Genomic DNA, 14,879 nt, shown 5'->3' with positions numbered 1-14,879 from the left:
CACCGGGGGCCTCGGGGGACCGTCCGCACCACCCCTTCCCAGAGTGAGGACCCCATGAAGAAGATCCTGGTGGCGCTGCTGACCTGCGCCGCCGCGGTCCTGGCGCCGTCCCCGGCCCAGGCCGCCCCGACGATCACCAACGGCGGCTTCGAGACGGGCGGTGCCGTCGCGGCGCCTCCCGGGTGGAGCACCGGCGGCACCGCCGCCGCCGACTTCTCCGAGGCCGGTGGCCACACCGGCTCCTACCGCCTGTCCCACTGGTCCTCGAACGCCTACACCGTCGAGACCCACCAGACGCTGACCGGCCTGAGCTCGGGCACCTACACCCTCCGGGCCCGGGTCAGGGCCGGGGCCATGAGCCAGAGCTGGATCGCGCTGCGCAACTGCGGCCCGGCGGAGAAGCGGACCTACCTGCCGGTCGGCTCGTCCGAGTGGATCAGGATCGCGGTCACCCAGACCGTGACCGGCGGCAGGTGCACCGTCGCCCTCGGCTCCGCGGCGGCGGCCGGAGGCTGGGCCAACTTCGACGACGTCACCTTCGGCCCGGGTGCCGCGACGCTCGCGGTCAGGGGAGGCGACACCTCCGGCCTGGCCAAGTCCGAGGCGCTCGGCGGCAGGTACCACACCGCCTCGGGCATCCGCGGGGACGCGCTGGAGATCCTGCGCTCGGCCGGGATGAACCTCGTCCGGCTCAAGGTGTGGGTGAACCCGGCCGACGGCTACAACGACAAGGCGCGCGTGCTGGCCGTGGCCAGGCGGGTCAAGGCCCTGGGCATGGGGCTGCTGGTCGACTTCCACTACTCCGACACCTGGGCCGACCCCGGCAAGCAGTACAAGCCCGCCGCGTGGACCGGCCACTCGTTCGCGCAGCTCAAGGCCGCGGTGTACGACCACACCTACGACGTGCTGAACGCCCTCAAGGCGCAGGGCACGACCGCCGACATGGTCCAGGTCGGCAACGAGATCAACGGCGGCATGCTCTGGGAGGACGGCCGCACCGCGAACTTCGGCAACCTCGCCCAGCTGCTGAACTCCGGCTACGACGCGGTCAAGGCGGTGTCGTCCTCGACCAGGGTCGTGCTGCACCTCGCCGAGGGCGGCGACAACGCGCTGTTCCGCTGGTGGTTCGACAGCGCCGCGGCCAACGGCGTCCGCTACGACGTGATCGGCGTGTCCTACTACCCCTACTGGCACGGCACGCTCGGCGCGTTCCAGGCCAACGTCGACGACATCGCCTCCCGGTACGGCAGGCCGGTCCTGCTGGCCGAGACCGCCTACCCGTTCACCACCGGCAACGACGACGCGCTGACCAACATCATCACCGCCGCGACGCCCTACCCCGGCTATCCGGCCTCCCCCGCGGGCCAGTCGGCGATGCTCCGCGACGTGGCGAGCATCGTGCAGGCCGTACCGAACGGCCGCGGGCTCGGCTTCGTCTACTGGGAGCCCACCTGGACCGCGGTGACCGGCAACGGCTGGGACCCGGCCGACCCGTCCTCGGGCAACGGGTGGGAGAACCAGGCGCTGTTCGACTTCGCCGACCGGGCGCTGCCCGCGCTGGCGCAGTTCGCCCCCCGCTGAACCGTCACCGTCACCGTCACCGTCACCGTCACCGGCCCCGACGCCGGACGGCCCCCGCCCGCAGGTGGGCGAGGGCCGTCCGGGAGGCCGCGGGATGTGGGTGGGGCGGGTGGGGCGGCCGTCGGCCGGGCCGCCCCACCCGCCCCGTTCCGGAACGGCCCCGGTCAGGCGGGCCGGCCCGGGGCCTGGTCGAGCGGGATCAGACCGAGATCCGGCCGGCGCCGGCGCCGGCGGTCACGATGGACTTGACGCTGGAGGCGGTGTCGAGGGAGTAGGAGTAGGGGATGGAGGCCACGCTGCCACCGGCCTGGCCGGAGCCGGAGCCGACGAAGTGGTTGTTGCGGGCCACCAGGGTGCCCGGGCCGGAGTCGCCCTCGCCCAGGTGGTACGGGTCGTCGGTGTTCTCGAAGTAGTTGCCCTCGACCAGGACGCCCGCACCCTCGGTGGAGGCCACGCCGTAGCCGGTGACGCCGCCGTAGTAGTTGTTGTAGACGTGCACCGGGTTGCCGAAGCGCACGCGCGGGTGGCGCTGGGTGGTGGCGTCGAACCAGTTGTGGTGGTAGGTCACCCGCAGGTGGCCCCTGTCCTCGCTGCCGTTGCCGTCGTCGTGACCGAGCAGCATGGACTTGTTGTGGTTGGTCACCTTGTTCCAGGAGATGGTGACGTAGTCGCTGGCCCGCTTGACGTCCACGGCGCCGTCGTAGCCGTTGCTGAAGGTGTTGTGGTCGATCCAGACCCGGGTGGAGTACTGCACCTGGATGCCGTCGTCGTTCCAGTCACGGAAGCTGATGTTGCGCACGATGACGTTGGACGCGTTGGAGATGTTGAGCCCGCAGCCCGCGATCGTGGCGCCCGCGTTGCCGAGGACGGTCTTGTTCGAGCCGACCTTGAGCATCCCGGAGCAGGAGATCGTGCCCGAGACCCGGATGACCGCCGCGCTGCTCGACGACAGGGCGCTGCTCAGCGCCGAGGAGCTGGTGACCGTGGTGGTGGGGGCGTTGCCGCCTCCGGTGGTGCCGCCGCCCTGGGTCGCCCAGCCGACCAGGCCGGTCTGGGGCGGGTTGACGGTCGGGGTGACGGTGGGCGTCGGGGTCGGGGTCGGGTCGGGGTTGCCGCCGTCCGCCGGGACCAGGCGCCACTGCTTGCTCGCCACCGAGTCGCAGGAGTTCTGCTGGATCAGGGCCCCGGAGGCGGTGGAGCCGTCCTTGACGTTGAGGCACTTGCCGCCGTTGGCGTTGATCACCCGGTAGCTGGACCCGGACTGGCTCAGGTTCCAGTTCTGCGAGTTGCCGCCCGAGCAGGTCTGCTGCTGCACGGCCTTGCCGGCGGAGGTGCTCGCGTCCTGGACGCCCGCGCACAGACCGCTGTGCGTGGCCTTGAGCGTGCCGCCGCTGCCGGTGAAGGCCCAGGCCTGCCCCGCGCCGCCGCAGCCGCTCTGGGTGAGCTGGACGCCGCTGGCGGAGCCGGCGCCCGGCACGGTCAGGCACAGGCCGCTGGCGTTGTTGACCAGGTTGTAGGTGCCGGGTGCGGGCGCGGCGACGGCGGCCGACGAGACCCCTGCCACCGCTCCCGAGAGAGCCAGAGCCGCTGCGGCGATCGCCGCTCCGGCCGTCTTCCTGCTGATTCTGTGGAACACGGTCAAGCTCCTTGCCGGTCCGGCAGGCCGGTGCGGCCTGCGCTTCGGGTCCCCCCAGCGAGTACTCACGTTCACCGGAGCGGATCGGCGCCGGTGAGCGAGTAATCCACAAGCTAGGTAAGCGCTTTCCGCGTGTCAACCCGCCCGTGGAAGTTTCATGACAGGAACTGTTGCGGACCGGTGGGTCGCGACCCCGTGGAAGCGCCGAGACCCTCTCCCGAGGCCGGGCCGGTGACACGTCAGCGCTGCTTCAGCACGCCGATCAGGCTCGTGAGGCTGTTGCGGCCGTGGCCGGAGGCGATGCCCTGGCGGAAGATCTTCAGGACGGCGGCCGGGATCGAGTCGTCGACGCCGGAGGCCCGTGTGGTGTGCAGCACGTGTTCCAGGCTCGCCGCGCCCATGGAGATCCGGTCGACGTCCCCCTCGTGGTCGCCCGCGGTGATGCGTGGCGCGTAGAACTCCAGGAAGTAGCGGAGGTCCATGCTCCTCACCGCGTGCGGCAGGAAATCCTCGGCCGGGATGCCGTTGGCCTCCGCCACCGCCTGGCCGTGCAGATAGCCCGCCAGCGCCGTCCAGAACATGTCGATCCCGATCTGGTAGTACAGCGCCGCCAGTCCGGGGTCCTCGCCGAGGTACTCGATCCCGGTCAGCACCTCCAGGGCGGGCCTGTGCCCCTCGATCGCGTCCTGTGGGCCGCTGTAGTAGGTCATGGCGTCAGGCGTGCCGATGCCCGGGGGCGGCACCTGCACGCCACCGGTGACGTGCACGGCACCGCGCCCGGCCAGCCACGCGGCCGCCTGACGGGCCCTGTCCGGGGTGTCGGAGGTGAGGTTGACCAGGGTGCGTCCGTCCAGGGCGGCCCCCGGGACCTGCGCCAGGACGGCGTCCATCGCGTCGTAGTCGGTCAGGCTCAACACCACCGGTCCGCCGGCGGTGAGCGCCGCCTCGACGGATTCCGCCCTCCTGGCGCCCCGTACCACCAGCTCGTCCGCCCTGGCGGTCGTGCGGTTCCACACGGTCACCTGGTAGCCGCTGTCGAGGTAGGCGCCGGCCACGGCCTGCCCCATGGGGCCCAGCCCGATCACCGTCACAGACGTCATCCACGGTCTCCTTGTCAGTAGAATGAACGCTCTATTCAGGGCGAGACGATAACACGCGATTAAAACGAACGCTCTACCTAGTATGATGAGGTTCATGCGAACCCAGCACGAGATCGGCACCCGGGAGCGGATCGTCCGGACGACCTCTCGCCTGATGCAGCGGCAGGGGTACGAGGCGACGGGCCTCAAGCAGATCTCCCAGGAGGCCCGGGCCACACTCGGCTCGGTCTACCACTTCTTCCCGGGCGGCAAGCGGGAACTGGCGGTCGAGGCGGTCCGCCACGGGGACGGAGAGTTCGCGGAATTCCTGCGCAAGGCGTTCGACCAGGAGGACGATCCGGCCTCGGCGATCGTCGTCTGCGTCCGCGACCTGGCCAAGGGGCTGCGCGCGTCCGGCTGGCTGGACGGTTGCCCCGTCACCACCACGGCGCTGGAGAGCGCCGGACGGGAGCCCGAGATCCAGCAGGCCGCGGAGGACGCCTACGAGAACTGGCGCACGCTGGTCCGCGACAAACTCACCCGCTCCGGCTTCGCCGACGACGTGGCGCACGATCTCGCGCACAGCGTGATCAACATGCTGGAGGGTGCGGAGCTGTCGGCGCAGGTGTCCCAGAGCGAGGTGCCGCTGGAGATCGCCGGCAGGCACCTCGCACGGCTCATCGACTCCTACCGATGAGCCGAGCCGGGTCACGGCTGCCGCGCCGGCTTTCTGAGCACCTCCGTGAGCGCCGAGATGCTGTGATCGCCGTGGCCGGCCTCGGCCGCCCGCCTCACCAGGTCATGGAGCGGGGCGAGCCAGGCCGTGTCGACGTTCGTCTCCCCGGCCAGGTCGTCGTCGTGGGCCGCACCCGCCAGGAAGAGGTTCACCGAGGAGGCGGCGCCGGTGTAGTCGCCACTGTCGATCTCCTCGGCGTAGATCGGCAGCAGGGATTTGATCATGTCCAGCCACGTGCCGGCGAAGCGCACCATCGTGTTCACCTCCAGCCCGCGCGCCTGGACCGCGGCGGCGCCCTGGAAGAAGCCGACGAGAGCCGGCAGCAGCATGGCGCCCACCGCCATCTCGTACAGGGCGGCCAGGTCGGCCTCGTCGCCGAGGTGGACGGTGTCGCCGCCCAGCACCTTCAGGGTCGTCTCGAACTCCTCGAAGACCGCCTTGTCGCCGCTGTAGTACAGCAGGGTGTCCGGCGCTCCCACGGCCGAGGGCACGTTCTTGACCGCGCCCGCCAGGAACCGGGCGCCATGGCCGACGGCCCAGGCGGCCGTCTCGCGGGCGCCGGCCGGGGAACCGCTGTTGAGGGTGACCAGGGCCCGTCCGTGCAGCGACGCGCCGGCGGGCCGCAGTGCCAGCCGGGTGTCATCGAAGGTGGTCAGGCAGGTGACGACCAGGGGACCTGCCGTCACCGCCTCCTCGACGGTCTCCGCGTGTCTGGCTCCCATGGCGACGAGGGGTGCGGCTCTGGCGGCGGTCCTGTTCCAGACGGTGGTCGGATGTCCGGCCTTGACGAAGGCCTCGGCCAGTGCCGTGCCCATCGAGCCCAGTCCGATCACGGTCACGGGTGTCATGTTCTTTGCGGTCATGTGCGTACTCCAGCCACAGGGACAGAGATGAGGAGACGGGCGCGCTGTCGTGGGAACCGTCGTGGTCCGACGCGGGCCCGGCCCATGCTGGCCGGAGCACCTGCATTCTCTCAAGTACCGACATTTTTGCCGGGTACTGACATAAATGTGAGTAAGGGCAGGTGAAGGAGATGAAGAAGCGGACGTTCACCTGCGGTCTCGACGCCGCCATCGCCGTCATGGGAGGCAAGTGGAAGGGACTGATCCTGTTCACGCTCCAGGACGGTCCCCTGCGCTTCGGGGAGTTGCGGCGCGCGGTGCCCGGCATCAGCGAGCGGGTGCTGATCCTGCAGTTACGGGAGATGGAGACCACGGGCCTGCTGCACCGTGAGGTCTATCACCAGGTCCCGCCGAAGGTGGAGTACTCGCTCACCGAGTTCGGTCATTCGCTCAACACCGCCATGGCATCGCTCGGGGAGTGGGGCGAGGAGCACGTCGAGCGCATCGAGGCCATCCCGTGGGACCAGGTGGGATGAACCGGCGCGGACGGATCGGCAGGCCTCGTCACCGCCCGGTTCCGCGCTTCCGCCCACCGCCGGCACCGCGCGGAGGATCCGGCAGGTGCGGGGGAGGGGCCGGGAGGGTCAGTCGACCTCGGCGCTGCCGTTGACGCGGAGCTTGCGGCGGGCGCGCTCGTAGAAGCTCGTCGTGCCGAGCCGGACCACCCAGGCCGCGGCGCGCATCGCCGTGACGCCGAGCTCGTCCCCGGGCGACAGGTGCGCCCTGACCGCGCCGTCCACCTCCACGGCCAGCGTGCCGCTGGTCGGCAGCAGCTCCAGGGTGACCCGCTCGTCGGCCGAGAGCACGATGGCCCGGTTGAACGACGAGTGCGCCGCGGCCGGGACCACGAGGAACCCCTCCACGTTCGGCGAGACGATGGGACCGCCCGCGGAGAAACTGTAGGCGGTCGACCCGGTGGGGGTCGCGACGATCACCGCGTCGGCCGCGTACCGGACGAAGGAGTGCCCCTCCACGGTGATCGCCACCGCCGAGAGCCCGTCACCGGGGATCCGCACCAGGGCGATGTCGTTGAACGCGGTCATCAGGGTGCCGTCGGGCAGGGTCACGCACACCGCCATGCGCGGCTCGACCGTGTACTCGTGGTTGTCGATGGCCGACAGCGCGGGGGGCAGGTCGTCGATGTCGATCTCCGCGAGGAACCCCAGCCTGCCGAGGTTGACCCCGAGGACCGGGGTCTTCCTCCCGGAGCTGAGGCGCATGGTGCGCAGCATCGTGCCGTCACCGCCGAGGCTGACGAGCAGGTCGGCGCGGTCGATCAGCGTCTCGGTGTCGACCGACACGGCGCTGCAGTCGATCCGCCCCACCTCGTCCGGAAGCCCCATCACCGTGACGTCGCGGCCCCGGGCCCACTCGACGATCGTGTCGATGGCCACCTTCGAATCACGCTGCGGGTGCAGAACCAGCCCCACGGTCTTGACCATCCCCATGCCTCACACTGTACGGGGATCCGTCCCGCGCCCCGCACACCGCGGGGAGCGGCACGGGCGAGGCACGGACGGGGCACGGGCGGGACGCGGGGTCCGGACCGGTTCCGGTCCCGTCCCGGCAGCCGGAACGGGCCGGACGAGGCCGCGGGGATCGGGCGATCAGCCCTGGCGGCGCCTCTTCAGCCGTGCCTCGTGGATGTGGCGGCGCCCTCCCGCGAGCTCCTGCCTGACCCGCCGTTCCACGTCGGCGAAGACGCCGTAGTAGCCGTCCTCGTACTCCTCCATGATCTGGAAGGTCCACCGGCCGGGCAGCACGTCGCGGCCGATCAGCTCGCGGGTCACCAGCTCCGCCATGTCGTCCCGGCCCGCGGCGCGCAGCAGCTCCACGGCCTCGTCGAGCTGGAAGTCGGCGTGCCCGGTCAGCTGGTGGAAGGTGTACAGGTGGCCGCGGGCCCGGTCGGTGGTCTCCAGCGCCTCGGAGAGCTTGCCCAGCGCCTCGGCGGTCGCGTCGTCGACGTCCGGTGCCAGCTTCTCCTCGGGGTCCACCCGGCTTCCGGACGGGTCCGGGTAGGAGGGCCGCTCCTGCGGATCCCGGGGGGCGGACGCCTGCGGGCGTACGTCGTGGGTCACTGACATCTCCTCCTCGCGGGGGCGTGGCGGGCTCGGGACGGCACGGGACCCGCACCGCGCGGCCGGGGTCGCACGGCGGCGCGCCCGGCCCGGTCGTCACCGGCCGCATGCCGTCTGAGCTGTGGGAACGTCTCACTACCCCGGTCGGCGCAGGTGAATCGCCCGCCGTCGCGCGATCCGGCCCGATGCCTGCGGGCCAGGGTGTCCCCGAGGATGTATTCCCGGAACGCAGAGGTGACGTCCGGTGAACGCACAGTTAAATGCCAGGGAAGTCGAGTAACCTGCCTCGCCATGAGCTGGCAGCGTAAGGCCAACGACGCCCTTGTGCGGCTCACCGGATTCCAGGTGAACCGGGTAGGGAAAACCGGTTCGAGGGCGGGGGAGAGATCTCCGGGTGCGAGGTCCCCGGCCGCCCAGGAGCCGTTCAGGCCGCCCGCCGATCCCGTGACCGACCGGCTGCTGGTCGCCCCGGTCTTCGTCCTCTCCCCGGTCAGGTCCGGCTCCACCCTGCTGCGGGCCCTGCTCAACGCCCATTCCATGCTGCACGCCCCGCACGAGCTGCACGTCCGCAGGCTGCGGGTGGAGTTCGGCACCGCTTTGGCGGAGAAGGCCATGGGGGCGCTCGGGCACGACCGGTCCGACCTGGAGCACCTGCTGTGGGACCGGGTGCTCCATCGCGAGCTGGTCAGGAGCGGCAAGACGTTCTTCGTGGACAAGACCCCGGCCAACGCCTTCGCCCACCGGCGCATCGCCGCCTGCTGGCCGGACGCGCGGTTCGTCTTCCTGCTGCGTCACCCGGCGTCCATAGCGAGGTCCTGGTACGAGACCGGCGCCGACCGCGCCGACCGCACAGGCGGCACCGGCGGCGCGGGTGGCACCGGCGGCAGGACGCCGCAGGAGGCCGCGCTGGACGCCCTGCGCTACATGAAGGCAGTGCAGCGGGCTCGCCGGGAGCTCAAGGGATGCACCGTGCGCTACGAGGACCTGACCGCCGACCCCGAGACGCAGGCGCGCCGCCTGTGCGACTTCCTCGGCGTCCCCTGGGAGCCGCGGATGCTGGCGTACGGCGAGCAGGCCGTGCTGGAGAAGGGGCTCGGCGACTGGAAGGACAAGATCCGTTCGGGGACCGTGCAGCCCGGACGTGACCTGCCGGCGCCCGAGGAGGTCCCCGAGCCGCTCAGGCCGATGTGCCGCAGCTGGGGATACCTGCCCGGTGAGGGGGAGTCCTCGTGACGGTGCCCGGCCGACAGGCCATGACGATCCGCTACCTGCTCCTGCACGCCTACGGCATGGGCGGGACGATCCGCACGGTGATCAACCAGGCGAACGCGATGGCCGCCGCCGGGCACGACGTCGAGATCGCCAGCGTGGTACGGCGCAGGGAGAGGCCGCAGTTCCCGATCGACGGGCGTGTCCGCCTGCTGACGCTCTCGGACCAGCGCCGGGAGCGGCCCGTCGACTCGCTCGGACGCCGGGCCTGGCGGCGGATCCGTGGCAAGATCGTGCCCCCCGGCGAGTTCGCCGCCTCCTACTTCACCGAGCGGGTGGAACGTTCCGTGATCGACTACGTCTCCGCGCTGGAGGGCGGCGTCCTGGTCACCACCCGCCCCGCCCTGAACCTGATCTCGGCCCGGCGCGGCCCGGCCGGTGTCGTCAGGGTCGCGCAGGAGCACATGAACCTGGCCACCCATCCCGAGGCGGTCCGCGCGCAGATCGCCCGCCACTACGGCGCCCTGGACGCGGTGGCGGTGCTCACCGGGACCGACCGCGGGGAGTACCAGGAGCTGCTGCCCGGCACCCCCGTCGTGCGCATCCCCAACGCGGTCGCCGCCGGGCGTCCGGCGCCGTCCGACCGCCCGGACGGGCTCGTGGTCGCGGCCGGGCGGCTCGTCGGGCAGAAGGGCTTCGACCTGCTGATCCCCGCGTTCGCCGAGGTCGCCGGGCGTCACCCGGGCTGGCGGCTGCGCATCTACGGCACCGGCCCGAAGAAGGAGGCGCTGCTGGCGCTGACGGCCGAGCACGGGCTGTCGGACGTCGTCTCCCTGATGGGACGGACCGAGCGCCTGGACGAGGAGATGGCCAAGGCGTCCTTCTACGTGCTCAGCTCCCGGTTCGAGGGGCTGCCGATGGTGATGATCGAGGCCATGACCCAGGGACTGCCCGTCGTCGCCTTCGACTGCCCGACCGGCCCGGCCGACGTGCTCACCCCCGGGGTCGACGGGCTGCTCGTCCCGGCCCGGGACGTCGGCGCGCTGGCGGAGGCGATGATCCGGCTGATCGAGGACCCCGGCCTGCGGACGCGGATGGGCGACGCCGCGGCCGTCACCGCGCGCGAGTACGCCCCCGAGGCCGTCATGCCGCTCTGGGAGGACCTGTTCTCGGAACTGCTGGGACACCGCCGGGAAAAATCGCTCTGAGCGCTTTTCTCCTTTTTGCGGGCCGCTTGAAGGGTCGCTTCCCGGGTTGTTTCGTGAGCCGCTTCACGCGTCATCGGAGGGTGTTCGTGTCGGCGTGTGCGTGACCGTGCCCGGAGAGGACGTGCGCCGGATTCGCCCGGTCTCACATCAGTTTCCGGAAATAACGCACGATAGCCGGAGTGGCCGCGTCCCCTGGTGAAAAGCCTGCCATGTACGGCCTGGCGGTGATGTTCAAAGATATTCGACTTTTCCTGCTTTATTGTCCGGTGCTTTTACCGACGACAGACCGAATCGTCGTCACTGCTTGACAATTCATTTAACGGTCACCCAAAATCAAGGCGTCCACGACGGCGGGCCTTATTCGGTCCCGCGCGTCGGGGGGTCGACGATTCCGCCTTTTTCGGCACCACTGATCGCCGTTTTCCCCTGGTCGATTCATGCCCTCTCCTCCCTGTCGGTACGAGTACGGATCGGTGGTGTTGTTGTGACGGAGCCCGAGGCCGGCCGGTCGCAGCTGAGTCTGAGTACGGACGCCGCGCGCAATCTGGCGACGACGACCAAATCGGCTCCCCAGATGCAGGAGATCACCTCGCGGTGGTTGCTGCGGATGCTCCCCTGGGTGCAGGTGTCGGGTGGCACCTACCGGGTGAACCGGCGGCTGAGCTACACGATCGGCGACGGCCGGGTGAGCTTCACCAGCACCGGGTCGCAGGTGGCGGTCGTCCCCGCCGAGCTGTGCGAGCTGCCCCTGCTGCGCGGGTTCGACGACACCGACGTCCTCGACGCGCTGGCGGGCAGGTTCGTCCAGCGGGACTTCGCCGCCGGGGACGTGCTCGTGCAGGCGGGGCAGCCCGCCGACGAGGTGGTGGTGATCGCGCACGGCAAGGTCAACAAGGTCGGCAGCGGGCCGTACGGCGACGAGATCGTGCTGACCGTGCTGGCGGCGGGCGACCACTTCGGCGACGAGACGCTGACCAGGACGGAGGACACCTGGCCGTTCACCGCCAAGGCGGTCACCGGCGGCACGGCGATGATCCTGCCCCAGCAGGCGTTCTGGGAGGTGGCCGAGCGGTCCGAGCGGCTCCGCGAGCACCTGCGGCTGCTGGAGGCCGCCTCCCGGGGCCCGCAGAACAAGTACGGCGAGGCCGCCGTCGAGGTGGCCGCGGGCCACGCCGGGGAGCCCGACCTGCCGGGGACGTTCGTCGACTACGAGCTCCTCCCGCGGGAGTACCAGCTCAGCGTCGCGCAGACGGTCCTGCGGGTGCACAGCCGGGTGGCCGACCTCTACAACGACCCGATGGACCAGGTCGAGCAGCAGCTCCGGCTGACGATCGAGGTGCTGCGCGAGCGGCAGGAGCACGAGCTGATCAACAACCGGGAGTTCGGGCTGCTGCACAACGCCGACCTCAAGCAGCGGATCCACACCCGCACCGGGCCGCCGACCCCCGACGACCTCGACGAGCTGCTCAGCCGCCGCAGGAGCACGAGCTTCTTCCTGGCCCACCCGCACGCCATCGCCGCCTTCGGCCGCGAGTGCAACGCGCGCGGCCTCTACCCGCAGGGCGTCGACGTCGGGGGCAGCGGGGTGCCCGCCTGGCGGGGAGTGCCGATCTTCTCCTGCAGCAAGATCCCCATCACCAAGACCCGGACCACCTCGATCCTGGCCATGCGCGTCGGCGAGGACAACCAGGGGGTCGTCGGCCTGCACCAGACCGGCATCCCCGACGAGTACCAGCCCAGCCTGTCGGTCCGGTTCATGGGCATCAGCGAGAAGGCGATCATCTCCTACCTGGTCAGCGCCTACTACTCCGCGGCCGTCCTGGTGCCCGACGCGCTCGGCATCCTGGAGGACGTCGAGATCGGTCACTGAGGAACGAGGGGGACGGAGCCGAGCGAGAAGAGGAAGCATGACGACGGTTGAGACGACCGGGACGGCGAAGGACGGGCGTTCCGCGAGTGAGGTGCTGGCCTGGAGCCGGGACCTGGTCGAGGCGACCCTGCGACCGGCCGCCGACACGCTGCCCGCCTCGATGCGGCACATCGCCGGATACCACTTCGGCTGGTGGGACGAGCAGGGTCGGCCGTCCGGGGCCGGTGGCGGCAAGGCGCTCCGCCCGGCGCTGGCCCTGCTGTCGGCCGAGGCCGTCGGCGGCGACGCGTCCTCGGCGCTCCGCCCGGCGGCGGCCGTCGAGCTGGCGCACGACTTCTCCCTCCTGCACGACGACGTGATGGACGGCGACCGGACCCGCCGTCACCGCCCCACGGCCTGGGCCGTCTTCGGGGTCAGCCCGGCCATCCTGGCCGGTGACGCGCTGCTGACGCTGGCCTTCGACGTCCTGGCGACCGGGGACCGGCCGATCACGGCCGAGGCGACGCGGATCTTCAGTGCCGCGGTCCAGGAGCTGCTGGACGGCCAGAGCGCGGACGTCGCCTTCGAGGAACGCCGGGACGTCGGACCGGCCGAGTGCCTGTCCATGGCGGCCGGCAAGACCGGTGCCCTGCTGGGGTGCGCCTGCGCGCTCGGTGCCCTGTTCGGCGGCGGCGGCCCCGAGCAGGTCGGGCACCTGGGAGCCTTCGGCAGGGACCTGGGGCTGGCGTTCCAGCTGGTCGACGACCTGCTGGGCATCTGGGGCGATCCGGAGGTGACCGGCAAGCCGGTCCACTCGGATCTGCGGAGCCGCAAGAAGTCCATCCCGGTCGTCGCGGCCCTCACCTCCGGTACGACGGCCGGAGGCGAGCTGGCCGGCCTCTACCACCGGGAGGGGGAACTCTCCGACTCCGAGCTGGTCCGCGCGGCCGCACTCGTCGAGGACGCGGGCGGGCGGGCCTGGACCAGGCTGGAGGCCGACGAGCTGCTCGCCCGGGCGCTGCGCCATCTCGACGCGGCAGGCGCGCCGTCCCGGGCCACCGCCGAGCTCACCACGCTGGCCCGCCTCGTCACCCACCGCGACCACTGAGGACCGTCCCGGAGGCGCCCGTCGCGACCCCCGGGACGAATCCGCCGGGGGCGTCCCTCAGACGAAGGCGCCGATACCGGTGATCGCCCGTCCCACGATCAGGCTGTTGATCTCGCGGGTGCCCTCGTAGGAGTAGATCGCCTCGGAGTCCGCCACGAACCGGCCGACGTCGTAGTCGAGGACGATGCCGTTGCCACCCAGGACCTCCCGGGCCCATCCCACGGCCTCACGCATCCGCGCCGTGCAGAACGCCTTGGCCATGGCCGAGTGCTCGTCGGCGTAGACGCCCTCGTCCTGGAGCTGCGCCAGCCGCACCACCATGCCCAGCGAGCAGGTGACGTTGCCCAGCATCCGTACGAGGAGATCCTGTACGAGCTGGAAGCCCGCGATCGGGCGCCCGAACTGCTCGCGCGTCTTGGCGTACTCCAGCGCGAGCTCGTAGGCGCCCATCATGCAGCCGACCGCCTGCCAGGCCACCCCGCCCCGGGTCTGCCGCAGGATCGCGCCCGTGTCGCGGAACGTGTTCGCCTTCTGCAGGCGGTTGATCTCCGGGACCAGGCAGTTGGTGAGCGTGATGTCGGCGTTCTGCACCGTGCGCAGGGCTATCTTGTTCTCGATCTTCGTGGCGGCGAGACCGGGCGTGCCCTTCTCCACCATGAACCCCTTGACCTGGCCGTCGGCCTCGTCCTTGGCCCACACCAGGATCAGGTCGGCGAAGGTCGCGTTGCCGATCCAGCGCTTGGCCCCGTTGAGCACCCACACGTCGCCCTCGCGCCGGGCGGTGGTGCGCAGCCCCGCCGCCACGTCCGAGCCGCCCTCGGGCTCGGTCAACGCGAACGCCCCGATCTTCTCCATGGCGGCCATCTGCGGCAGCCACCGCTCCCGCTGCTCTTCCGAACCCAGCCGGTCCACGCTGCCCATCGCCAGGCCGTTGTGGACGCCGAAGAACGTCCCCATCGAGGGATCCACCCGGTTCAGTTCCAGCACCACGAACCCGGTCAGCAGGCTGCGCGCCCCCCGGTACGGCAGGCCCGCGATGTCGAGCTTGGCGAACCCGGGAATGACCTGGTGCGGAAAGCGCGCGTTGGTCCACGCCTCGTTCGCGATGGGAGCCACCTCCCGCGCCATGAACTCCCGCACCCGGAGCACGATCTCCTTCTCGGAGTCGTCAAGGAGCGCGGAATAGTCGTAGAAATCGCCGGTCATCATCGCCGTGGCTTCCCTCCGGTCGTCGTACCCGCTCACCTGCCCGCGAGGGGTGAGGTCAAGCAGTGAGACCACTCACAGGCCGGGTGAGGGCCGGGGAAGCGGGCCGGTGGCGCGGGAGCGGGGGACCGCGCAGGCGCGGCCGGGCCGCTAGAGGCCCGGCGGCGGGGCGGAACGAGGCGGGACGGGCCGTGCGAGGACGACCCGGAGGGCGTCGTCAGGTGCGTCGGCGGAGCCGTCGGCGGGGGTGGAAACGGCAAAAGCCCGGGGCGCCCCGGGCTTCCGCG

Annotated in this window: 13 protein-coding genes; 7 read left to right on the top strand and 6 right to left on the bottom strand. The window is 71.1% G+C overall.

What is annotated here, in order from left to right; genetic code table 11:
* The first annotated feature begins 54 nt into the window (after positions 1–54).
* Positions 55–1,581, top strand: coding sequence for a glycoside hydrolase family 53 protein (locus tag ABD832_RS21010; RefSeq protein WP_344898039.1), 1,527 nt, complete (start codon positions 55–57; stop codon positions 1,579–1,581).
* 199 nt (positions 1,582–1,780) lie between these two features.
* Here the strand turns inward: ABD832_RS21010 and ABD832_RS21005 are convergent, their stop codons facing one another.
* Entirely contained in the window at positions 1,781–3,217 is a 1,437-nt protein-coding gene (locus ABD832_RS21005) for a pectate lyase family protein (RefSeq protein WP_344898037.1), read from the bottom strand.
* A gap of 239 nt (positions 3,218–3,456) precedes the next feature.
* On the bottom strand, positions 3,457–4,317 hold the full coding sequence (locus tag ABD832_RS21000) for an NAD(P)-dependent oxidoreductase (protein ID WP_344898035.1): 861 nt from the start codon (positions 4,315–4,317) through the stop codon (positions 3,457–3,459).
* Positions 4,318–4,411: 94 nt separating this feature from the next.
* Here ABD832_RS21000 and ABD832_RS20995 point away from each other — a divergent pair, with 94 nt between their 5' ends.
* Positions 4,412–4,993, top strand: a complete 582-nt coding sequence (locus ABD832_RS20995) for a TetR/AcrR family transcriptional regulator (protein ID WP_344898033.1) — start codon at positions 4,412–4,414, stop codon at positions 4,991–4,993.
* Positions 4,994–5,004: 11 nt separating this feature from the next.
* Here the strand turns inward: ABD832_RS20995 and ABD832_RS20990 are convergent, their stop codons facing one another.
* On the bottom strand, positions 5,005–5,880 hold the full coding sequence (locus ABD832_RS20990) for an NAD(P)-dependent oxidoreductase (protein WP_344898149.1): 876 nt from the start codon (positions 5,878–5,880) through the stop codon (positions 5,005–5,007).
* 185 nt (positions 5,881–6,065) lie between these two features.
* On the opposite strand from ABD832_RS20990, the gene ABD832_RS20985 reads away from it, so the two are divergent.
* On the top strand, positions 6,066–6,410 hold the full coding sequence (locus ABD832_RS20985) for a winged helix-turn-helix transcriptional regulator (protein ID WP_344898031.1): 345 nt from the start codon (positions 6,066–6,068) through the stop codon (positions 6,408–6,410).
* Positions 6,411–6,518: 108 nt separating this feature from the next.
* Here ABD832_RS20985 and ABD832_RS20980 read toward each other — a convergent pair whose 3' ends face one another.
* The gene (locus ABD832_RS20980; protein ID WP_344898029.1) at positions 6,519–7,382 is read right to left on the bottom strand and encodes an NAD(+)/NADH kinase; all 864 of its coding nucleotides are present in this window, start codon (positions 7,380–7,382) and stop codon (positions 6,519–6,521) included.
* 159 nt (positions 7,383–7,541) lie between these two features.
* Positions 7,542–8,018, bottom strand: a complete 477-nt coding sequence (locus ABD832_RS20975) for a hypothetical protein (RefSeq protein ID WP_344898027.1) — start codon at positions 8,016–8,018, stop codon at positions 7,542–7,544.
* Positions 8,019–8,303: 285 nt separating this feature from the next.
* Here ABD832_RS20975 and ABD832_RS20970 point away from each other — a divergent pair, with 285 nt between their 5' ends.
* The 4 genes from ABD832_RS20970 (at position 8,304) to ABD832_RS20955 (ending at position 13,386) form a co-directional block, all read left to right on the top strand.
* A complete protein-coding gene (locus ABD832_RS20970) occupies positions 8,304–9,245 on the top strand; it encodes a sulfotransferase family protein (RefSeq protein WP_344898025.1) in 942 nt (313 codons plus the stop codon).
* On the top strand, positions 9,242–10,429 hold the full coding sequence (locus ABD832_RS20965; RefSeq protein WP_344898023.1) for a glycosyltransferase family 4 protein: 1,188 nt from the start codon (positions 9,242–9,244) through the stop codon (positions 10,427–10,429). The genes ABD832_RS20970 and ABD832_RS20965 overlap by 4 nt, the downstream gene beginning before the upstream one ends.
* Before the next feature lie 574 nt (positions 10,430–11,003).
* Positions 11,004–12,299, top strand: coding sequence for a family 2B encapsulin nanocompartment shell protein (locus ABD832_RS20960; RefSeq protein ID WP_413224438.1), 1,296 nt, complete (start codon positions 11,004–11,006; stop codon positions 12,297–12,299).
* Positions 12,300–12,336: 37 nt separating this feature from the next.
* Entirely contained in the window at positions 12,337–13,386 is a 1,050-nt protein-coding gene (locus ABD832_RS20955) for a family 2 encapsulin nanocompartment cargo protein polyprenyl transferase (protein ID WP_344898019.1), read from the top strand.
* 57 nt (positions 13,387–13,443) lie between these two features.
* On the opposite strand, the gene ABD832_RS20950 is transcribed toward ABD832_RS20955, so the two are convergent.
* Positions 13,444–14,595, bottom strand: a complete 1,152-nt coding sequence (locus tag ABD832_RS20950) for an acyl-CoA dehydrogenase family protein (RefSeq protein WP_344898017.1) — start codon at positions 14,593–14,595, stop codon at positions 13,444–13,446.
* Positions 14,596–14,879: the final 284 nt, after the last annotated feature.

The sequence above is a fragment of the Streptosporangium longisporum genome, from assembly GCF_039534895.1.
Lineage (GTDB): Bacteria > Actinomycetota > Actinomycetes > Streptosporangiales > Streptosporangiaceae > Streptosporangium > Streptosporangium longisporum.
This window is presented reverse-complemented; position numbering and strand designations above follow the sequence as displayed.

What these genes read in the sequence shown, in the direction of transcription:
- ABD832_RS20980 (WP_344898029.1), bottom strand. Translation starts at nt 7,382, where the DNA reads ATGGGGATGGTCAAGACCGTGGGGCTGGTTCTGCACCCGCAGCGTGAT.
- ABD832_RS20985 (WP_344898031.1), top strand. Translation starts at nt 6,066, where the DNA reads ATGAAGAAGCGGACGTTCACCTGCGGTCTCGACGCCGCCATCGCCGTC.
- ABD832_RS21010 (WP_344898039.1), top strand. Translation starts at nt 55, where the DNA reads ATGAAGAAGATCCTGGTGGCGCTGCTGACCTGCGCCGCCGCGGTCCTG.
- ABD832_RS20960 (WP_413224438.1), top strand. Translation starts at nt 11,004, where the DNA reads ATGCAGGAGATCACCTCGCGGTGGTTGCTGCGGATGCTCCCCTGGGTG.
- ABD832_RS20990 (WP_344898149.1), bottom strand. Translation starts at nt 5,880, where the DNA reads ATGACACCCGTGACCGTGATCGGACTGGGCTCGATGGGCACGGCACTG.
- ABD832_RS20955 (WP_344898019.1), top strand. Translation starts at nt 12,337, where the DNA reads ATGACGACGGTTGAGACGACCGGGACGGCGAAGGACGGGCGTTCCGCG.
- ABD832_RS20970 (WP_344898025.1), top strand. Translation starts at nt 8,304, where the DNA reads ATGAGCTGGCAGCGTAAGGCCAACGACGCCCTTGTGCGGCTCACCGGA.
- ABD832_RS20975 (WP_344898027.1), bottom strand. Translation starts at nt 8,018, where the DNA reads ATGTCAGTGACCCACGACGTACGCCCGCAGGCGTCCGCCCCCCGGGAT.
- ABD832_RS21000 (WP_344898035.1), bottom strand. Translation starts at nt 4,317, where the DNA reads ATGACGTCTGTGACGGTGATCGGGCTGGGCCCCATGGGGCAGGCCGTG.
- ABD832_RS20950 (WP_344898017.1), bottom strand. Translation starts at nt 14,595, where the DNA reads ATGATGACCGGCGATTTCTACGACTATTCCGCGCTCCTTGACGACTCC.
- ABD832_RS20995 (WP_344898033.1), top strand. Translation starts at nt 4,412, where the DNA reads ATGCGAACCCAGCACGAGATCGGCACCCGGGAGCGGATCGTCCGGACG.